General features: G+C 69.7%; 17 protein-coding genes. 5 read left to right on the forward strand and 12 right to left on the reverse strand.

Annotated features, from left to right (window positions below):
* Positions 1-72 precede the first annotated feature (72 nt).
* The 5 genes from ACFYY6_RS27575 to ACFYY6_RS27595 are packed head-to-tail and all read right to left on the reverse strand — an operon-like array spanning position 73 to position 6,911.
* Positions 73-783: a hypothetical protein gene (locus ACFYY6_RS27575; protein ID WP_389195885.1), complete on the reverse strand. Its 711-nt coding sequence runs from the start codon at positions 781-783 to the stop codon at positions 73-75.
* A 19-nt stretch (positions 784-802) separates the two neighbouring features.
* Positions 803-2,650, reverse strand: a complete 1,848-nt coding sequence (locus ACFYY6_RS27580) for a TniQ family protein (protein WP_389195888.1) — start codon at positions 2,648-2,650, stop codon at positions 803-805.
* Positions 2,643-3,908, reverse strand: a complete 1,266-nt coding sequence (locus tag ACFYY6_RS27585; protein ID WP_389195890.1) for an AAA family ATPase — start codon at positions 3,906-3,908, stop codon at positions 2,643-2,645. The genes ACFYY6_RS27580 and ACFYY6_RS27585 overlap by 8 nt, the downstream gene beginning before the upstream one ends.
* Positions 3,886-6,150, reverse strand: coding sequence for a transposase (locus ACFYY6_RS27590; RefSeq protein ID WP_389195893.1), 2,265 nt, complete (start codon positions 6,148-6,150; stop codon positions 3,886-3,888). The genes ACFYY6_RS27585 and ACFYY6_RS27590 overlap by 23 nt, the downstream gene beginning before the upstream one ends.
* Positions 6,147-6,911 (reverse strand): TnsA-like heteromeric transposase endonuclease subunit, encoded by a 765-nt coding sequence (locus ACFYY6_RS27595; RefSeq protein ID WP_388968490.1) that lies wholly within the window; start codon positions 6,909-6,911, stop codon positions 6,147-6,149. Before ACFYY6_RS27595 ends, ACFYY6_RS27590 begins: the two co-directional genes overlap by 4 nt.
* Before the next feature lie 297 nt (positions 6,912-7,208).
* On the opposite strand from ACFYY6_RS27595, the gene ACFYY6_RS27600 reads away from it, so the two are divergent.
* The 3 genes from ACFYY6_RS27600 to ACFYY6_RS27610 all read left to right on the forward strand — a co-directional run bounded on the left by ACFYY6_RS27600 (position 7,209) and on the right by ACFYY6_RS27610 (position 8,850).
* Positions 7,209-8,216 carry a hypothetical protein gene (locus ACFYY6_RS27600; RefSeq protein WP_389195896.1) on the forward strand — a complete coding sequence of 336 codons (1,008 nt, stop codon included), beginning with the start codon at positions 7,209-7,211 and terminating at the stop codon, positions 8,214-8,216.
* A gap of 68 nt (positions 8,217-8,284) precedes the next feature.
* The gene (locus ACFYY6_RS27605; RefSeq protein WP_389195943.1) at positions 8,285-8,590 is read left to right on the forward strand and encodes a DUF6247 family protein; all 306 of its coding nucleotides are present in this window, start codon (positions 8,285-8,287) and stop codon (positions 8,588-8,590) included.
* On the forward strand, positions 8,587-8,850 hold the full coding sequence (locus tag ACFYY6_RS27610; protein WP_389195899.1) for a hypothetical protein: 264 nt from the start codon (positions 8,587-8,589) through the stop codon (positions 8,848-8,850). Before ACFYY6_RS27605 ends, ACFYY6_RS27610 begins: the two co-directional genes overlap by 4 nt.
* A gap of 71 nt (positions 8,851-8,921) precedes the next feature.
* Here ACFYY6_RS27610 and ACFYY6_RS27615 read toward each other — a convergent pair whose 3' ends face one another.
* Together ACFYY6_RS27615 and ACFYY6_RS27620 are read right to left on the reverse strand one after the other, a co-directional pair.
* Positions 8,922-9,458, reverse strand: a complete 537-nt coding sequence (locus tag ACFYY6_RS27615) for a hypothetical protein (protein WP_389195902.1) — start codon at positions 9,456-9,458, stop codon at positions 8,922-8,924.
* Between the two features lie 119 nt (positions 9,459-9,577).
* Positions 9,578-10,075: a hypothetical protein gene (locus tag ACFYY6_RS27620; RefSeq protein WP_389195905.1), complete on the reverse strand. Its 498-nt coding sequence runs from the start codon at positions 10,073-10,075 to the stop codon at positions 9,578-9,580.
* A 139-nt stretch (positions 10,076-10,214) separates the two neighbouring features.
* Here ACFYY6_RS27620 and ACFYY6_RS27625 point away from each other — a divergent pair, with 139 nt between their 5' ends.
* On the forward strand, positions 10,215-10,658 hold the full coding sequence (locus ACFYY6_RS27625; RefSeq protein WP_389195908.1) for a hypothetical protein: 444 nt from the start codon (positions 10,215-10,217) through the stop codon (positions 10,656-10,658).
* A gap of 268 nt (positions 10,659-10,926) precedes the next feature.
* On the opposite strand, the gene ACFYY6_RS27630 is transcribed toward ACFYY6_RS27625, so the two are convergent.
* The 3 genes from ACFYY6_RS27630 to ACFYY6_RS27640 all read right to left on the reverse strand — a co-directional run bounded on the left by ACFYY6_RS27630 (position 10,927) and on the right by ACFYY6_RS27640 (position 12,913).
* Complete coding sequence (locus tag ACFYY6_RS27630) at positions 10,927-11,343, reverse strand: hypothetical protein (RefSeq protein ID WP_389195911.1); 417 nt, start codon at positions 11,341-11,343, stop codon at positions 10,927-10,929.
* Between the two features lie 110 nt (positions 11,344-11,453).
* Entirely contained in the window at positions 11,454-11,978 is a 525-nt protein-coding gene (locus tag ACFYY6_RS27635; RefSeq protein WP_389195914.1) for a hypothetical protein, read from the reverse strand.
* Between the two features lie 173 nt (positions 11,979-12,151).
* A complete protein-coding gene (locus ACFYY6_RS27640) occupies positions 12,152-12,913 on the reverse strand; it encodes a hypothetical protein (RefSeq protein ID WP_389195917.1) in 762 nt (253 codons plus the stop codon).
* Between the two features lie 146 nt (positions 12,914-13,059).
* Here ACFYY6_RS27640 and ACFYY6_RS27645 point away from each other — a divergent pair, with 146 nt between their 5' ends.
* Positions 13,060-13,845 carry a hypothetical protein gene (locus tag ACFYY6_RS27645; RefSeq protein ID WP_389195920.1) on the forward strand — a complete coding sequence of 262 codons (786 nt, stop codon included), beginning with the start codon at positions 13,060-13,062 and terminating at the stop codon, positions 13,843-13,845.
* A 746-nt stretch (positions 13,846-14,591) separates the two neighbouring features.
* On the opposite strand, the gene ACFYY6_RS27650 is transcribed toward ACFYY6_RS27645, so the two are convergent.
* Together ACFYY6_RS27650 and ACFYY6_RS27655 are read right to left on the reverse strand one after the other, a co-directional pair.
* Complete coding sequence (locus ACFYY6_RS27650) at positions 14,592-15,011, reverse strand: helix-turn-helix domain-containing protein (protein ID WP_389195923.1); 420 nt, start codon at positions 15,009-15,011, stop codon at positions 14,592-14,594.
* Positions 15,012-15,066: 55 nt separating this feature from the next.
* Positions 15,067-15,687 (reverse strand): hypothetical protein, encoded by a 621-nt coding sequence (locus tag ACFYY6_RS27655; RefSeq protein WP_389195926.1) that lies wholly within the window; start codon positions 15,685-15,687, stop codon positions 15,067-15,069.
* Between the last annotated feature and the right edge of the window lie 1,144 nt (positions 15,688-16,831).

Here is a 16,831-nt window from a genome sequence, read left to right on the forward strand (position 1 = left end):
GAGAAACTCGTGCCAGAGTGAGCCGAAGCAAGATAGTTGTCACATAGGCAGGCTTCTTGTCACCTGCGGGGCCTACTGCTGATGGGCGGCTGGTTGCGCGTGAGTGAGTACGCTCCACCGCTCCAGTTCGTCCGAGTGGCTGCCGGCCGCTGTTGCCCGGGCGACCTCTTCGGCTTCCTTCGGTGTCGGCTCACCACGGCGGGTGATCAACTTCAGGGGCCAGGTCGGAGTGCCCGATTGCTCGCCGTCGAAGGGGTGCCAGTTCCAGGCCGCATCGAACCGCCAGGCGCGCCCGTTCCTGTCGGCAACCTCATCACCCAGTTCGAGGAAGGCGTACGGACGGAAGAACAGCTCGATGCGTATGGGTTCGCCGCCGGCCGGATCGATCGTGTAGCCCTGGTCTTCGAGGGAAGGGTCGTGGGTCTCACCCTGCTGCAGGACCTCGAGGTAGGACGCGGGCCGGGGCAGCATGCCGGTGACCAGGGGCGGATCGAAGCGGTGGACCGCCTGGACGTGCACCACGGTCGTGGGGATTCCCACCAGGCAGGTATCGCCCGGCTTCAGGGTGGTCTCCGCCGGTTCTGTTCGGAAGATCTCCCACTCGCGGGCCACGGGCGTTGGAAGCGCCCTCTGGCCGTTCCACCTGATGTTCTCGGCCTGGGGGTCCACTTCCAACCACGGCCACCGCACGGATACGTAGTAAGGGGTGACCCCGGTGACGGCGGTCTCAGTGAACGGGCACTCCAGCAACAGCACGTCACCGGGCCTGTAGTCGTGACTCATGAACGCATTGTGCATGCCGTCACTGACGGTGGTCGGTCGCCTTGGCCAGGCGCTCGGCGTGGTCTTCGAGCAGCGGCTTGAGGGCGCCGTAGTAGGGCTGATGGTCAGTTGTGCGGAGCCAGTGGAAGACGTTGTGTCGCTCCCGGGTCCAGACGGCGCGTAGTGCGGGGTCGGGGGCGATGTGCGGCGGGCAGGGTGCGAAGTCGGGCTCGCCTTCGGTGACGCGGGTCCAGATGTAGGCGCTGACGGCCAGGCGCCGGCGGTCGTCGCTGAGGGGCTTTCGGTGGCTGGTGAGGTCCGGGAGCCGGGCGAGCATGTGCTGCCAGCTCTCGGGTTCCAGCGTCCAGGTGGCGAGGGTTTCGCGTCGGTGTTGGTAGTCGATGACCGGGCCGGCGAGGAGTTCGGCGGTGATGGCGTCGAGGGCCTGTTCGAAGTCGCGGGCCATGCCGCTGGTGCGGAGGCGGCGGTTCAGCAGCTGGGTGTAACCGAGCCTCTTGTTCTCGGGATTGATCCCGAGGAACTGTGCGGCTTTGTCCAAGCCACCGCCGCGTGCGCGCTGGACGAGGAAGACCGCGGCCGCGCGTCGGCGCATCTTGGGCGTGGTGTCCGAGAGGAAGCCGAGGTGGCGTTCGGCAAGGTCGTGGGGCAAGCACGCAGGGATGTGTTCGGGTCGCAGGCCGACGCCGGTGGAGGGGAGGCGGAGTCCGCCTTTCCCAGTGCGTCTGAAGGTGGGAACGATCGTGTCGGCGGCCTGTTGGAAGCGCTCGGAGCATGCGTTGCGCTGTTTCTTGAAGACGTTGTCCCAGATCAGATGCCGTGTGGGCACGATTCCGCTGCGGTTCCGGTTCTCCTCGGGTGCGAGCGGGGAGAGCGCTTCGCGCAGGTCGTCGGCGGTCAGGATGCGATCGGTGACCTGGAGGAGGGCGGCGCAGGCGAGCGCGTCGACGGGTGCCGCGGTGGAGCGGTAGGGGCGGGAGTCGACTCCGTCGTGGATGGCGAGGTGCCGGTCGACGGCGGCGGCGAGGGGGCGGGTGGTGCCGACCGGCTGGATGCGCGGCCAGCTGATCATGACGAGCCCGGCGAGCAGGATGAGTTCGGTGAAGTACTGCTGTGCTTGCCGTTTGGGCCGGCCGGGGCCGAGCAGGCCGAGGATCTTGTGCTGGAGCTCGAGCAGGGCGGGTCCAGGCTGGTGGTGCCGTGGGTCGTGCGCGAGCGGTGCCCCGCAGGGGTCGCCCGGCCGGGTGGTCGGGACGTCCTGGGTCAGGGAGGACCGGCAGTGGGCGGGGTGGACCCCGGTGGCGGCGGGGCGGGGGACCAGCTGTGTTCTGCTGCTGAAGTTGATCGGCTTGCGGCAGTGGGGGCAGAGGTGTTCCAGGAACACCTTGTGCAGCGGGCAGGCGAAGACGACGGGCAGGCGCCAAAGGATCTGCCAGGGGCCGCCGTGGGCGTGCTGGATGTCGGAGCCGTCGCCGACGAGGCAGTGAGGGCAGTAGCGGGCGGTGGTGGGGAACAGCCATCGGTCCGTGTGCATGGAGTAGACCCGCCCGGCCCGGACGTCGGCGATGCTGCGGGCCGCCGGCGGGTAGCGGGAGGCGAAGGGTTCCAGGGTCATCGCGCGCACTTCGCGGGGGTCCAGCCGGGTGGTGAGGGCGAAGCTGCTGACCTCGCTGGGGCTCAGCCACGTCGAAAGCGAGGCCCGGGCCCGGCCGAGCCGGTCCTGTTCGGTCAGGCCGGTCTGCCGGGCGAGCTCGTTGGGTGAGACGTGCAGGCGGTGGGCCAGACGCAGGACGAAGCCGGCCAGGGACTCGCCCTGCAGCGGATCGAGGCTGAGTCCGAAGGGCCGCAGCCCGGCGGTCGCGTCAGTCACCCGCGGCCGGCCTGTTCCCGCGGTCGTCGAGGACCGTGTTGCGTCCGCGCCGGCGGGGCTTGGGCTTCGTGGGCGAGGTGGTGTTCTGCGGGATGTCGGGGACCTCGCCGGCCCCGGGGTCGAGGTCGTCCAGGTTGCCGAGGTGGATCGTGGTCTTCGCGAGCAGTTCCGGGGTGAGGCATTCCTCGCCGGTGAGGATCGCCTCGGTGCAGCCGTCCTCGATCAGCCTCCGCAGCAGGCCGACGACGCCGCGGGTGCGGCCGAAGAGGTACTCGGGCATCTCGCCGGTGGTCAGCATGCCTTCGAAGGACCGCAGGAGCCGCAGTTGGTCCTCGACGCCGGCCAGGTGGTCGAGGAAGGCGGTGATGCCGGACGGGGTGGAGTAGTCGAACGGATCGAGATCGACCATGTCGAACCGGCGGCCGGTCTGCGTGGCGGCCGCGACGTGGTGCCGCCCGCCCCGCCCGTTGTCGGGGAAGACCCACTGCCCGGTGCGCTGGTCGACGTAGGCGCCGCGCAGGAGGCCGGAGCCGGGGATGTCCACGCCGATCAGGATCAGGGTGACGTTGAGGTCCATCAGTTCGCGGATCAGGTCAAGGGTGTCCTGGTCGTCCTCACGGTGGAGCCGGAGCCGGGTGATGTCGTCGATCAGCAGGGCGGTGGTGTGATGGTCCCGGATCGCGTCCCGCACCGCTCTGACCAGGTCGTCCAGCGTTCCGGGGTGCGGGTTGCCATAGACGTTCAAGATCGCCTTGCAGAGTCCCTTGGGTGTCGCGCGGACCGGCAGGCGGCAGTAGGCGACGGGGACGAACACGTCCCGGGTGCCGGGGGTCGATGCGGGCAGCAGCTGGTGGTGGACCTCGCGCCAGAGGTCCTCGAAGGACGCCGCCGCGTCGCAGGCGGTCTCGGTCTTGCCCTGGAACCCGCCGCCGTTGATCATCAGGCCGTCGCGGGTGCCGGGCATGAACTTCACCGCGTTGTTCTGCAGCCGGCCGCGCATCATGTTCGCGACCCGCGCGCTCATCGGCGTCTCCTGCAGCCGCATGTTGACGTGCGTCGCGGTGCGGTGCAGGTCGTGCAGAGCCCGGCGCCGGGGGCTCAGGCTCTGGTAATCCGCCGGCGTGAGCCGTGGTGCGGGCACGAAGGTGCCGCGGATCTTCCGCCACTGCTGCCAGCCCTCCCAGCGGGTGCGGTCCGGCGGCGGGCCGGCCCGCAGGAAGGGGACGACCGCGTGCTCATCCGGCGTTGTCTGGTCCACCACGGTCCTCCTCCAGGTCGTCCTCGGGCAGGACGAACACGCTGCGGGCCCGGAAGCTGTGGCCCAGCTCGGGCGGCGGGACGGGCGCGGGCCGGACGTCCTCCCGCCGCTGGCGTCGTTCCCCGGCGACCGCGTCCTGCATCTGGCGGGCCCGGCCCGGCCAGCTGAGCACCGTCGCCGTCTCCTCCCCAGCGGGAGTGGGGGCGGGTGGTGGGGCCGCGGCCGCCGTGCTCGGCGGCCGGTCGGCCTGCGCGGCCCTGGCCTGGTGCGTCTCGCGGGCATGCTCGGTGCGCTGGGACTTCTTCATCTGGGTCGGCCACTTGCTGACCGGAATGTTCGAGCCGATCAGCTCCAGCAGCACCGGCAGCAGTTCGGTGTCCGACTTCGGCTTCAGCCCGGCCGCGGCGGCCTTCGCGAGCAGGGCGCTGGCCCGCGCGTCCCCGAAGGCCGGCATCTGCCCGGCTCGGGGCATGCCCGTCCAGGGCAGCGGGTGCCACGCATGGCTGAGCGGGTCCTGGAAGAACACCTGGCGCCGATCCCGAGGGTCGCGGCGGATGAGCCACTTGCCCTTGTGCTTGCCGCCCCGCGTCGACAGCTCGCCGCGGTAGTCCCGCAGGACGTCCGGGTCGTCGTACCAAAGTCCGCGGATCTTCACCCCTCGGCGCTTGTCGATGCGGACGTAGTGGGCCGGAAGCAGCTCGTAGAACAGCTCCGGGGAGGGGATGTCCATCGCGAAGCCGGTCTGCGCGAACGACGCCGCGAACAGCGAGTTCGGGCTGTGCGAGCCGTCCGGATCCCAGGCCGGGGCGTACTCGCCCAACTCCCGCTTCTGCCAGACGCCGACGATCCACGTCGCGATCAGGTGCTCGAGCTGGTCGGCCGTCAGCACCGCGTCCGCGGCCGGATCGGCCCCGCGGTCGGCGACGTCGACGCCGGTGAAGCCGACCAGGTGCTCGAACAGCAGCTGCCTGATCACGCCGAAGGCCCGCTCGACGGCGGCCTTGTCGGTCGGCCGCAGCACCCGCGCAGGCAGGACCTGGCAGCCGAGCACACGCTCGACCTCGACCAGGTGGTGGTTGCGATAGACCGATCCGTGGTCGGTGGTCACCGTCTCCGGGGTGAAGAACGGCAGGCCGGCCACCGCGTGCCCGGCGAACTCGGCCACCACCGCGGCGGGCAGGCCGGGGTAGGGCCATTCCAGGTCCTCGCCCCAGTCCGCCCGCATCGGCAGCGGCATCGTCACGTCCCGCAACACCATCGCGACGTCCACCGAGGTGTCGGAAACCAGCGTCAGCCGGAAGGCGACCAGCGAGTGCGTGCAGACGTCCAGGGCCAGGGTGAGGTGCATCTTCACCGGATCGCCGAAGACGTGCTCGCGGACCATGACCGGCAGCACCGTGGTGTCCAGCGCGACGACCTGGCCCGGCCGGTGCACCAGGACGTGCCCCTGAGACTCCGGCAAGTCGGCCGACCGCGCGTAGCGCTGCCGGGCGCCGCCGGGACCGAACCACTCCTGCCAGAGCCGGCGAAGGGTGTCGTAGCTGGGCACCTTCGTCTCGGGCCCGAACTCCTCGCGGACGTACTGGCGGATCATGCGGTCCTTCGTCCGCATCGACACCTTCGCCATCCGCTGCGTCTCCTCGCGGACCGCCCAGACCGCCTCCCGCACCGGCTCCGAAACCGTGCGGGTCCCGCCGCTGCGGCGCAGCCACCGGTCGTCCGCGCAGCCGACCAGCCCGAACCGGCGGCGGGCGTTCTCCCACCGGATCAGCGTCCGGTAGCCGACCGAGCCAAGCCCCAGCAGCCTCGCGTGCTGCGGGTCCAGAGCCGCGAGCTCCGCCACCTTCGCGTGCCGGCGCTCGGTGAGCGTCGTCCTTCTCGGGTCGTACTCAGGCTTCGGCTCGCCCGGGCCCGGGTGGAACGGGTCGCCGGAGCGGAACCCGGTCGCCACTTCCAGCAGGTGGGCCATCCGCAGCCCGGTCAGCTCCAGCCGGCCCGCGTTCAGGTCCTCGGACGCCTTGCGCTGGCGGCCCCGGTCGGCCCCCGCCGCCGACGTCCGCGACGACGGCCGGCACTGCGGATGGTTGGCCAGGAACCGGAACGTCACCCGCTCGCGGGTGCCGTCGTCCTTCACCAACTGCACCCGGCCCAGGTGCGGTTCGCGGCGCTCGACCGTCCACTCCGTCCCGTCCAGCACCAGCCCGGCGCCCGGGGAAAGGTCCAGCACCGCCGCCGCGGTCACCGGCCCGCCTCCCCGGCGGGCAGCACGAGCGAGCGGTCCCCAAGCGGGCCGGCCAGATCGACGCCCAGCTGCCGGGACCACAGCAGGTGCAGCAGCTGGGCCCGGGCGACCGGCTCGCAGCCCGTCGCCGCCGCGAGCTCACCGAACCTCCGCCCGCCGCCGGCCTCGGCGAGCAGCACCGGCCGAAGCCCCAGCGGATCGGACCTCAGCCGGCGCCGCGATGCCATCGCGTCCAGGCCCGCGAAGGCGTGCTCGCGCCAGCGGGCGGCCACCGCGTAGCGCCAGCCGCAGGCGACGGCGACCTCGGCGGCCGCGGCGAACGACTCCCGGTCCGGCTCCTTGATCAGCGGCTCGGGGCGTACGTCGATCAGCCAGACGCCGCGGCGGGTCACCGAGAGGTAGTCAGGGGTGTGGGCGCGGCGCTTCCCGCAGGTTGCGAAGGAGATCTTCAGCGGCTGCGAGACGACGTCGACCACGTCGCCGGCAAAGTCCAGGGCCAGCAGCACCCGGCTCTCCTCCAGGCTCTCCGCGCCGTGGTGCCGACCGGTGCTGGTCAGGAACTGCAGGCCAGGACGGTGCCGTTGGTCCCGGCGCCAGGTGAAGTGCCGCATCGGGTCGCTCGTGAGCACCGGCTCCTGTACGAGATCGTGCACCGAGCAGGACGCATCGTCCCCGCCTGCCCGCCACGAGACCGTCCACCGTCTCGTCCAGCCGTCGCCCAGATCCAGGCCGGACCTGCCCGCGTCGACGTCCGTCGGCACGAAAAGGTCCTCCCAGCTGCACTGATGCGACCAGACGGACCCGGTGTCAGCGGCTTCGACTACCCTTCCCGACCCAGCACGTGTAGCGGCCATGGGCCCATGGAAGCGCCGAGGAGGTCCCCAGGCTCCCGATCTTCGTTTCTGGTGACAGAAAGACTGCTGAATGAGCGTCTGTGACAAGTCAGATGCCTCGTGGGTGACAACCAGGTTGCCTCGACCGTCCCCGTTCGCCAGCTCAGCTGGTCCCGCTGGTGACAACTCCTGAGCTTCGGCTCACAGAGGTTCACGTGGTGCCCCATGTCTCATGACCTCAGCCCCTGGCGGATGCTGGCCGGGCATCCGCAGGAGGAATCCGCCTTCCGAGCCTGGGCGGCTGGCCTGGAGGCCCAGGGGCGAACCGTGGTACCGCTCGGCTTCCCCGATGTCCAACCCAGGCGTTACGCGGAACGGTTTGGCCTTGAGGCGGAGGTGCTGACGGTCGATGCACACGTCAGCGTCGACGGCCAAGAGTTCTACGTGGATCACACCACGCTGCGGGCGCCCGGCGGCAACAACCTGCCGGCCGCCATCCGGGCCGCACACGACGAGCTGAACCGGGAGCTGGCCGGCGCCGCCTTGCTCAGTCCGACTGGTGGTCTGCGTGTCACGGTCACCCCGCACACCGGCAGCAAGAAGGACCGGCGCCGCTACTTCGACCGTCTCGTCGCGTTCGGCCACCGGGCTGCCATCACGGGTCGTCCTGTCTACGACCCAGACGCGCCCGACTTCAATCCGGATCTCCCTTATCCCGTGGCAGAACCCTGGCAGCCCCCAGGCCCTGACGAGCGCGTGGAACTGACGATCGCCCTCGCCCCCGCTGACGCCCTTCGCTGGCCCGTGCTGCCCACACCATGGGGCTGGCGACACGACGCAACGCACGTTCGCGGCTTTGTCGGTGCCCCGATCGTCGAGAAGATCAACGAAGCAAAGCAGAATGGGCGTCCGGGCCAACTGAGGAGAGCGCGTCAGCTCGGACTGAACACCGCGCTCCTCATCGATGGGCGACTGGGGTGGGAGCCGCCGAGGCCCGTCACGCCCGGACAGCCTCCACGCAAGCCGCCTCCGCCCATCTTCGACCTTCCGGCACCACTGGTGCGCGAGGTCCTGACGAGGCTGACGGCGACCCACCCTGATGCCCTTCACCGCGCCTGGCTGCTGAGCACGGACGGCCAAGTCCACGACGTGTACAACGAACCCGCCCCATCGCTGCCCGACATTCCCCCACCCTGCACGACAGCCTTGGCAAGGGAGAGAGAACTCCCATGAGTGCCGAACCCCTCTCCCTGCACCCCGACGCTCGCTACCGTGGCGATGAGACCCGCCTGGAGGAGCCCATGAGCGCCCAGCCCGAGCACACGCCCACCCCGTCCTACGCCCCCGCGCCCGGGGCTCCGGCCGAACTCCTCGCCCAGCTGCGCGCCGACCCGCGCGCCGCACAGTGGGCGCCGGCCTTCGAGCGGGAGTGGGCGGCCGCACTCGAGGAATCGCGGCGCACGTTCTCCCTCGGCGGGCTGTACGAGGTCATCCAGGACTGGCAGGGCCGCCTCGCCTCCGCCCCGGCCGTCGACGCCTTCGTCGCCTCCGGCTACGACGACAGCGACTTCATCGACATCGCGGAGCTCCGCGGCAGGCGCCGGTGACCGCACAGCAGCCGTACGCGGTCCGCTTCTCCGCCCCGGCCGCAAAGGTCCTCGACACCCTGCCCGAGCACGTCGAAGACATGGTGTGGGACGTCTTGGACGCCGCCGCCGGCAACCCGTGGGGCTTCCGGCAGTGGAACGCCGACGATCCCGAGGGCGAGGACGTCCGCCACGCCTCCGTCGGCCAGCTCTCCCTCACCTACTGGGTGAACCGGCCCCTGCGCCGCATCTCCGTCCTCACCATTACCTGGCTCGGATAGCCACCGGTGACAACGCCCTGACCCCGGCATCGCAACTGCCGGGGTCGCGGCCCCATTCCACTCGCTCGCGCTCAGTCCTCAGTGCGGGTGCACAGGTGGCCCGCCGGACACGCCTCGCACCCCTTCTCGTCGACAGCACCGGACTCCAGCGCCGCGGCGAACAGCTTCTTGGCGTGCGCAATGCCATTCACTCCCTCGTGCTGGCCGAACTTCTTGGGGTCGGGCTCCTGCAACTGGGACCGGCACATTCGCAGGTACATCACGGCCCCGGCAACCTCAGCGGGCAGATCCTCCCAGATGCCATCCGGGATACAAGTCTTCGCGGTGACCGCGTCAGGGTCTCCCTGGAACCGCCAGGGACCTCCGGGTTCCCCGGGTTTCTGGGCAACCACGCGGATGACGGCGATGTCGTGGTCGTTGTCCGTGTCCAGGAGCAGCATTCCCGCCGCATGCAGGTTGTGGAGCGACGCGCGAAGGTCGCCGTCCTGGGAACCGAACCTCGCCGCAGCCTCTGCGAGGGGTAGGAGCGTGCCCTTCTCGCCGTCCCCGAAGATCGGCAGCTGGCCGGTGTCGATCAGATCGTCCAGATACAGGGCTGCCTTCGGCACCTTGTTGCTTGTTGCCGTACAGAGGGCCGAGCCGAACCAACCGTTTCATCAAGGCGAGGGCCTCATCGGTCAGGAGCACGTCGAGGTGCTGCGCCATCCGGCTGTGCTCCATGCGGTCCTCACCAGCGGCCGCGGGGGCGGTCGGCACCGAGCTGAACCTCGCGCAGGCACTCGAGGCAGTCCGGCAGGCCTTTCACCCGCCGGCCTTCCTTCGCCGACCACCGGAAGCCGCACAGCGAGGTAGGCAGGTCCGTGAAGTCGTCTCCGGTGGCGTGGGAACCGTAGCCCGGAACGTTCCACGTGACCGTCATCCCGCCGTCGTAGGGGGCGCCCTCCGGCCATTCGTAGACGTCCTCGGTAGTGGTGCAGCGCAGCCGGAGGTCGGGGCCCTCCCAGCGGGTGCCCCGCCGGGCCTTGGCGCCAGCGTCGACGACGTCGGCCAGGCGCTCGAAGGACAGGTCGTAGTCGTCCATGTGGTCCCAACTGCCCGGCTCCTGCTTGCGGACCAGCGAGCGGAACTCCAGCAGCAGGCGCGCCAGGTCGTGCCGCCCGACTCGGACGGTGTCGGTCTCCGGGGCGTAGCCGTACGGGTTGTCGGGGTCGGTCTTCTTGGACATCACGCTTCTCCTTGCCTGCACGCCGGTGGTGTGGTTGTCGAGTGTGGGCGGCGGCCGGGCGGGGGAGAACCTCACCGTTCTACCTGCGCGGCGAGTTGACGGACAGGGCAGGGGCCACGGCGGAGTGAAGGGTGACGACATGCCCAGGCACGCTCATGCACCGACGAAGACGAAGGCATATGTCTGCCCCGAGTGTGGCGCCAGGACCAAGGCGAGCCTGAGCAGCGGCCGCCTCTACGAGCATCCGGTGCCCGGCCTTCCCGACCCGTGCCCGAAGTCCAGGCAAGTCGTCCTGTCCGGCAAGGAGCTGACGGGCAACTACGAGTGTGCCTGCGGCACCTGGGCCCGCATCACCCATAAGAAGACACTCGCCCAGCACCTCATGCCCGAAGGCGAAAGGTGCCCACTGTCCGGAGAACCGATACGGACCCCCGCCGCCCGCCCCGCCGTGGACGGACTGCTGCGCATGGTGGCGCCCGCACCGGCCCAGGGGTGGCGGGCGGAGCCGGTCCCCAGCACCGGTGGCTCCAGCGTGTACGCGATCCCCGCCGGCCTGCCCGGCCACGGCCGAAGGCGCCGCTAACGACCCGCCTGCGGCAACTCCCAGACGACGTAGCCACGCCCAGGAGTGCCCCTGTGCGGGCCCCGCAGGCATGCTCGACCTTCCCACATCGGCGCCCAGGCCGGCCGCGTACTCACCCTGTCCGACGCCCTGCGCGCAGCCACAGCCCTGCGTCTGGAAGCCCGGCTGATCGCCGCCGATCTCCTTGCCCCTGACCACTGCCACACGGGCAGGCCGGCCGGAGGCCTGAGCGATCAGCCCAGAGCCGGAGTCCGGGGAAGGCCCGTCGTCACAGCCGCTCCCGGTAGTACGCCGCCATCTCGGCCTTCCGCTCGGCCTCGTACGCTGCCATCTCGGAGGCATGTCGCTCGTCACAGTGGCGCACCTGCTGCCAACGGGCGGTGTCGTAGCCCTCGGTGTCCCGCCACGGTGCCAGGATTCGGCACAGCTCGTTCCAGCGCTGCTGCCGGGCGCGCAGCATCTCGGCAGACCCGTCGTCCACATCGAAGACCTTCTGCGCGGCGTAGAAGTGATGGAACGCTGCAGCGTCCAGGGCCTTCGCAATCCGGCGCTCGGCGGAGCCGCTGTCGTGGCGGAGCAACAGCCCGCTGGTCCGCTCTTCAAGGAAGGACCACATCGCGTCGACGTCGGCGAGAGTGACGTCGCTGGCGTACTGCACTGCTTCGGCGGCCGGGGTAGATGTCACGGGCGGGTCCGTTTCGCCTCAGGTACCGGGGCGACGCCACCGGCATCATGTCGGGGTTGTTGCATCAGGACAACGAGAAAGGCGGCGCCATCTGAGCGGCCCCGCGCGTTCTACAGCGGGTCCGGCCCGCACATGCCGCACAGACGCTTCCGGCAGCCCTTCAGCCGCAGTTCCTGCGCGGTGTACAGGTCGGGCAAACCAGGCCAGTACAGTCCGCCGGCCTTGCGGGCATGGCGGCGTGAGAGCTCCAGTTGTTCCAGGCTCTTCTCCGGGGAGTTCAAACTCGGGCAGTCCCAGCGGTGCAGCCGGGCCGCGCCCCGTCCCACGGCATAGGTGGCTCCTTCGTCGAGCCGCTTCTTCCAACGTTCGACGTCCTTCCGGGCCCCCTCCTCGACGCGGCCAATCTGGTCACAGATGCGGCAGAGCCCTTTGGTGTACTCGCAGGAGCACTCCCCGCACCGCTCGCATGGGACGCACCCGTGGATACGGCGTTCCTGCGGCAGAGGGGTGCGGTAGACCAGGACGCTCGGCGGCCGGCCGAGGTGAGGGCGAGTCTCCAGGAGCCCGGCTTCGACCAGCTCGTCCAAGAACGGCCGCAGCTGCTGCTCGTTCTCCAGCCCAACCAACGGGACCATGTCCCCCACGCTGAAGCCGTCATCCACTCGGGCCTGCAAAACGACGTAGAGCAAGCGACTGGTGACGCTCAATTCAGTATCGAGGACCACGTCCCCGTGAACGACCACCAGGGGCGAGTGGCTCTCTCGGCGCAACACACGCATCCTCACACTCCAGGAACCAAGGACACGAATCAGGCGCCCAGGAACAGTTGCGGCAGCTGCTCAACAGCCTTCAAGGCCGCCTCATAGTTCTCCCGTGCCTGCTTGATACGACGAACATCCTCAACGAGATCGGCATACAGCTCCTGAGCGCTGCGCCCGCGCCCCTCGCACATCCGCGCCAGGCCATCCTCGGCAGCCGTCAGTTCTTGCCTGGCCTTGTCGACAGCTTCGGCACGCCAGTCGGGCATGCCCTCACGCCGGGGCCAGCCGAGACCGGCGGCCCTTTCCTCAGCGGAGGCGTGCTCCCTTCGGGCGGTCCGCAGCCGCAGCATGGCAGCCGAGCACGTCAGGTAGACCTTGGTCTCCTCGATCGTCGTTGCGACCTGATCCTCACGAATCAGATCGAAAACCCGGCCCTGGAAGAAGCCAGCAGAGCCTCGGTGCGTGTCCAACGCGCAGGCATCCAGGAAATCCCTGTCCACATGGGACCCCGGCTCGTACGGGCCACCAGCGATCAGGTTGTACGGCGCGTTCTTCGCCCCCTGCCGCACCCACCACACCGCCAGCTCGCCACTGTGCTCATACACGACGTGCCAGTGCTCCCCACCGCTCATGCGGTGACAGCACTTGGGATCGATCACCGTTCCCCAGAGCTGGCCCTGCACCGTGCAGTCGCGACCGTTCAAGGGGCTGCGCCGAGGCAACTGACTGTAGATCGCCTTCGACATCCGCTTGCCACCCACCGACAGCGTCTTGATAGTTACCGCGGCCTCTTCGACTACCAGATTCATGCTCTGAAGAACGCAAACGACGAGTACACGACGCGGCACCACAGCCCAGTTCCCACGTTTGGGCCACTCCGCTCCTGTGACAGGCCTGTGCATCCAGCGGCCACGCCCCTGGTCCAGCCCGTCGACACGTGCCGGACAATGAAGTCGTGGGCGAGCACAGCCAGGACCAGGAGCACGCCGTCGAACCGGCGCGGCCGCCGCTCACCGTGGCCCGCGCCCGGGAGATGACGGCCGCGCTGCGCGAGGCGATGGACGACGTCCGGCGCTCCGTGGCGGTGCTCGCCGCCTGGGTCCGCGACGCGCACGCCGCCCGCGTCTGGCTCCCGCTCGGGCACAGCAGCTGGGACTCGTACTGCGCCGCGGAGTTCGGCATCAGCCGCGCCCAGGCGTACCGGCTCCTGGACGTCGCCCGCACCCTCACCGCAATCCACGGCGCCGTCGCCGCCCACGCCGATCCGTCTCGCACGCGAGACACCAACCTGGCCGCCGCAGCCGCGCTCGACTACGGCCTGTCCCAGCGCGCCCTGATCGCCGTCTCCAGCCGCGCGGAGGACGTCGCGGAGCTGATCACCCGCCGCCTCGCCACGCTCGCCCACAGCGGCCTCCAGGCCCTCGACACCGCCACGGTGCGCGCCGTGGTCCGCCAGGCCGTCCGCGACGTCCGCACCGCCCCGCCGCCACCGCCCGCAGATCCACCGGCGGACCCGACCGTCGCCGCGCTGCGCGCCGTCGTCGACGACCTCGCCGCCAGCACCCACGCGATCGGCGAGCTGATGCTCGGAGTCGCCCCGGCCTACCTCTCCGACACCGAGGCCGCCGACACCCTGGCGCTGCTGTGCGACCAGATCGGCGAACCCCTCGAACACGGCCTCGCCGCCCGCCGCTACGCCATGTCCGGCGACCGCCGCGCCCTGCACGGCACCGTCCTATAGAGCGCCGATCCCGGCTGCTCCTGTGAGGCACACAGCCCGTTTCCCCAGGTGGGCGAGGTGCGTATGAGGGTGTGAGGTGTGAGGCGAGGGCCTGCGCCGACGGGCTGCTGCTGCTCCTGGTCGTGCTGCTCGCCGTGGTGGGCAGCAGGTTGCTACCCGGCGGGCAGCAGCGGTTGTCACCGGGGTGCTGCTCATGGTCCTGGTGGTGGTCCTCGGGGTGTAGCAGGGCGGCGTCGCGGGTGCAGCGCAGCATTTGCATAGGCCAAGCGGCACGGGTGCTGCTCGGGTAGCAGGCCGGCCCCGGCCGGTGCAGCACGACCAGCTGCTGCACGCTGCTCGGACCCCGCTGCTACCCAGCCGACGTCCGCTGCTCCCAGGGCAAGCAGCAGGACCACGGGCCCATCCCGGCTGCTGCATGACAGCGCAGATCTGCCATGTCCGGCAGGAGATCCATGCACGGCTGCTGCATACAGCGCCCGCACTCCGAGGGGCCGTCGTTTGTTCTGCTCCTCCAGAACAATCCGGTTCACCTAGTGCTACCGGCCGCCCGGTGCTCAACACGGGCGAGGGAGTCGGAGCGGCTGGCACTTGTTCTGCTCTCCCAGAACAAACCGGTTTACGTAGTGCTACCGACTTGATCGCGGGCTGGCACGAAGGAGGCGCCGCACCCGGAGGTGCAGCGCCTGTGTGTCTTCGCGGGGGCCAGGAGGCCGCTGGAGGGCCGTTCAGAGCCCTCGGTGGGGTTGTTAGCCGGTGGCGGCGAGATTGGCCACCTGGGCGGCGAACCGGGCCCGTCGCTGCTCGGTGAAGCTCTCGGGGTCAGCGGCCTTGATCTCGGGCACCGCCATGACGGGGGAGGAGACCGCACCGCCGGTCAGCAGCGGGTGGAGCTGGTAGCGGCCGTCCTCGAGACCCCAGGCGAGTCCGCACTCGCGCAGCTCCTTGAAGCCGCGGTTCACTGTCGGCTTGCTCGCGCCCAGCTCGCGCGCCATCTCGTTCTGGCTGATCTCGGCGGTGCCGGTCTCCGGGTCGCTGAGGTACAGCAGCTGGTCCAGGACGCGGCGGCCGGCGGTGGAGACGTCGACCAGAGCCAGGAGGCGCAGGACCTCACGAGTGATCGTGACGGGTGCCTCGGTGGGAGGGCTGGGGACGTAAGAGCTACTCACGGAGCCTCACCACTTCCGATCCGGTTGACGTGTAACGAGGATATGCCGCGCGCGGTCATGCGCTCGCCTTGCGCACGGGCCGACGCTGCCGCAGCGTGACGACCTTCTCCTTGCGGCGGGCCGACTCGGCGGCCTTCTTCTCCGCCTCGCGGGCCTGGCGCCACTCGGTGGGGTAGTCGGAGTGCGGAATGATGCAGGCCGGACCCTCCGCGCTGTTCCACAGCGCCTGCCACTTCTCCTGCTCTCCGGAGGTGCCGGCCACCGTGAGCCACGGGTTCAGCTGCAGGATCCCGCGCTTGGCGGTGCGCATCCAGCCGATGTGCGCGAAGAACTGCGACGCCTCGTTCACCGAGGCCGCCGACAGGTTGCACCGGGCCTGGAGGTCACGCTGGTTCGTCTTCACGAAGCCGCGAGCGGCGGCCCGGAGGCTGTCGTCGGCGCGGTTGGCGTTCTGCAGCGCCACGAGCTTGCACCAGACCTGGAACCAGGAGCCGGGCATCCTGAGACTGCCGAGGACGTCCATCAGCAGCCGGGCGTCCAGCACGTAGCCGCTGCACTCCGCGCTCGCGGCGAACTCGCGGCCCTTGATCTTCTCGACGCCCAGGATCAAGCCGCCCTTGCCGTCCGACCGCGCGACAACGCGCTCGCCGGGGCGGACGATCGGCAGCTGTTCCATCAGCACAGTCCTCCAGAGATGATCAACGTTTCGAGGAGCACGGTAGCACTAGGTAAACCGGCTTGTTCTGGAGGGGCAGAACAAACGATGCCTCACAGTCACCTGACGGCCCGTCAGCTTTGGAGGGTGTTTGTTCTGGATCTCCAGAACACCCGCGACGCGTTTGTTCTGGAAACCTAGAACAAACGGTTTCGGATCACCGCAGGTCAAAGCCGGTTTCGAGGCGGAACGCTCTTATGTGTCACTAGAGCCCGGCTGTCACACGAACCCCCGCCGACACGCGGCGCGGTGCGCGGCACGAGCAGCCGACAGCAGCGGGCGTGTTGCCGTCGACAACCACCGGATGGGGGAGACCGACCCCCGTGGCTGAGCTCGCTTCGCGTGCGGCGCCGCGCCCCGGTGCGGGTCGTGGACAGCAGCAGCGGAGCTGAGTCTCGGGTGGTGCCGGCCGTGACGCTCAAAAGCACGGAGGCGTGGCTGGTGCCGGTGGACAGTTCCGCCGCCCCGGCCCCGGGGGGCCGTTCGGCTCCGGTGCCTCCGCCCATCGAATTTCGGCGCTCGCATATCGGGGCTTCCGTTCTGTGGCTCGGCAATTAACGGCCGCGCAATCGTGAATTCTTCCGGTAGTTTTTCGCTGGGATTTTGGGTAGTGGAGCAAGGGCCCAAACGCTACACAGTCAGGCAGCGTGATGCATCACTCCGGCAGCGGGTTCGCTCGCTCGGGTGATGCGGTGGTGGATTCTGTGCCACCTGGCGGGTTAAGCATGTATGCTGGCGGAGCATTGGTGAACGTGAGCGGCCGGTTTCGAGGGTGGGGGAGGGGTTCGGGTGGAGCGCAGCGGAGCCCGTCACTGCGGTGGGGCCGGCACTCCGTCAGGCCGATGCTCCGTCACTCTCGTTGCGGGGGTGGTGCCTAGGAACCCCAAGCCCTACACAGGCCCGCGCGTGATGCACCTCCCCTTGCCGCTAGCCTCGGCGACCGCGCTTGCGCGGGTGCCTGCAATTCGCGCTTGCGCGAATTGACGCCCTGTCGGAATTCCGTAAACGGAATTCCATTCCGGCGCTTGCGCCGGAATCCGAATTGCGCTTGCGCAATTCGCGCCTCTATGCCCCGGCTTGCCGGGGCATATCCCGCTCCGCGGGG

Source organism: Streptomyces sp. NPDC001750, from assembly GCF_042892615.1.
In the GTDB taxonomy this organism is placed as follows: Bacteria; Actinomycetota; Actinomycetes; order Streptomycetales; family Streptomycetaceae; genus Streptomyces.

Coding starts and splice junctions, on each gene's coding strand:
- ACFYY6_RS27605 (WP_389195943.1), top strand. CDS start 8,285: ATGAGCGCCCAGCCCGAGCACACGCCCACCCCGTCCTACGCCCCCGCG.
- ACFYY6_RS27635 (WP_389195914.1), bottom strand. CDS start 11,978: ATGGTCCCGTTGGTTGGGCTGGAGAACGAGCAGCAGCTGCGGCCGTTC.
- ACFYY6_RS27600 (WP_389195896.1), top strand. CDS start 7,209: ATGTCTCATGACCTCAGCCCCTGGCGGATGCTGGCCGGGCATCCGCAG.
- ACFYY6_RS27620 (WP_389195905.1), bottom strand. CDS start 10,075: ATGTCCAAGAAGACCGACCCCGACAACCCGTACGGCTACGCCCCGGAG.
- ACFYY6_RS27575 (WP_389195885.1), bottom strand. CDS start 783: ATGAGTCACGACTACAGGCCCGGTGACGTGCTGTTGCTGGAGTGCCCG.
- ACFYY6_RS27640 (WP_389195917.1), bottom strand. CDS start 12,913: ATGAATCTGGTAGTCGAAGAGGCCGCGGTAACTATCAAGACGCTGTCG.
- ACFYY6_RS27655 (WP_389195926.1), bottom strand. CDS start 15,687: ATGGAACAGCTGCCGATCGTCCGCCCCGGCGAGCGCGTTGTCGCGCGG.
- ACFYY6_RS27625 (WP_389195908.1), top strand. CDS start 10,215: ATGCCCAGGCACGCTCATGCACCGACGAAGACGAAGGCATATGTCTGC.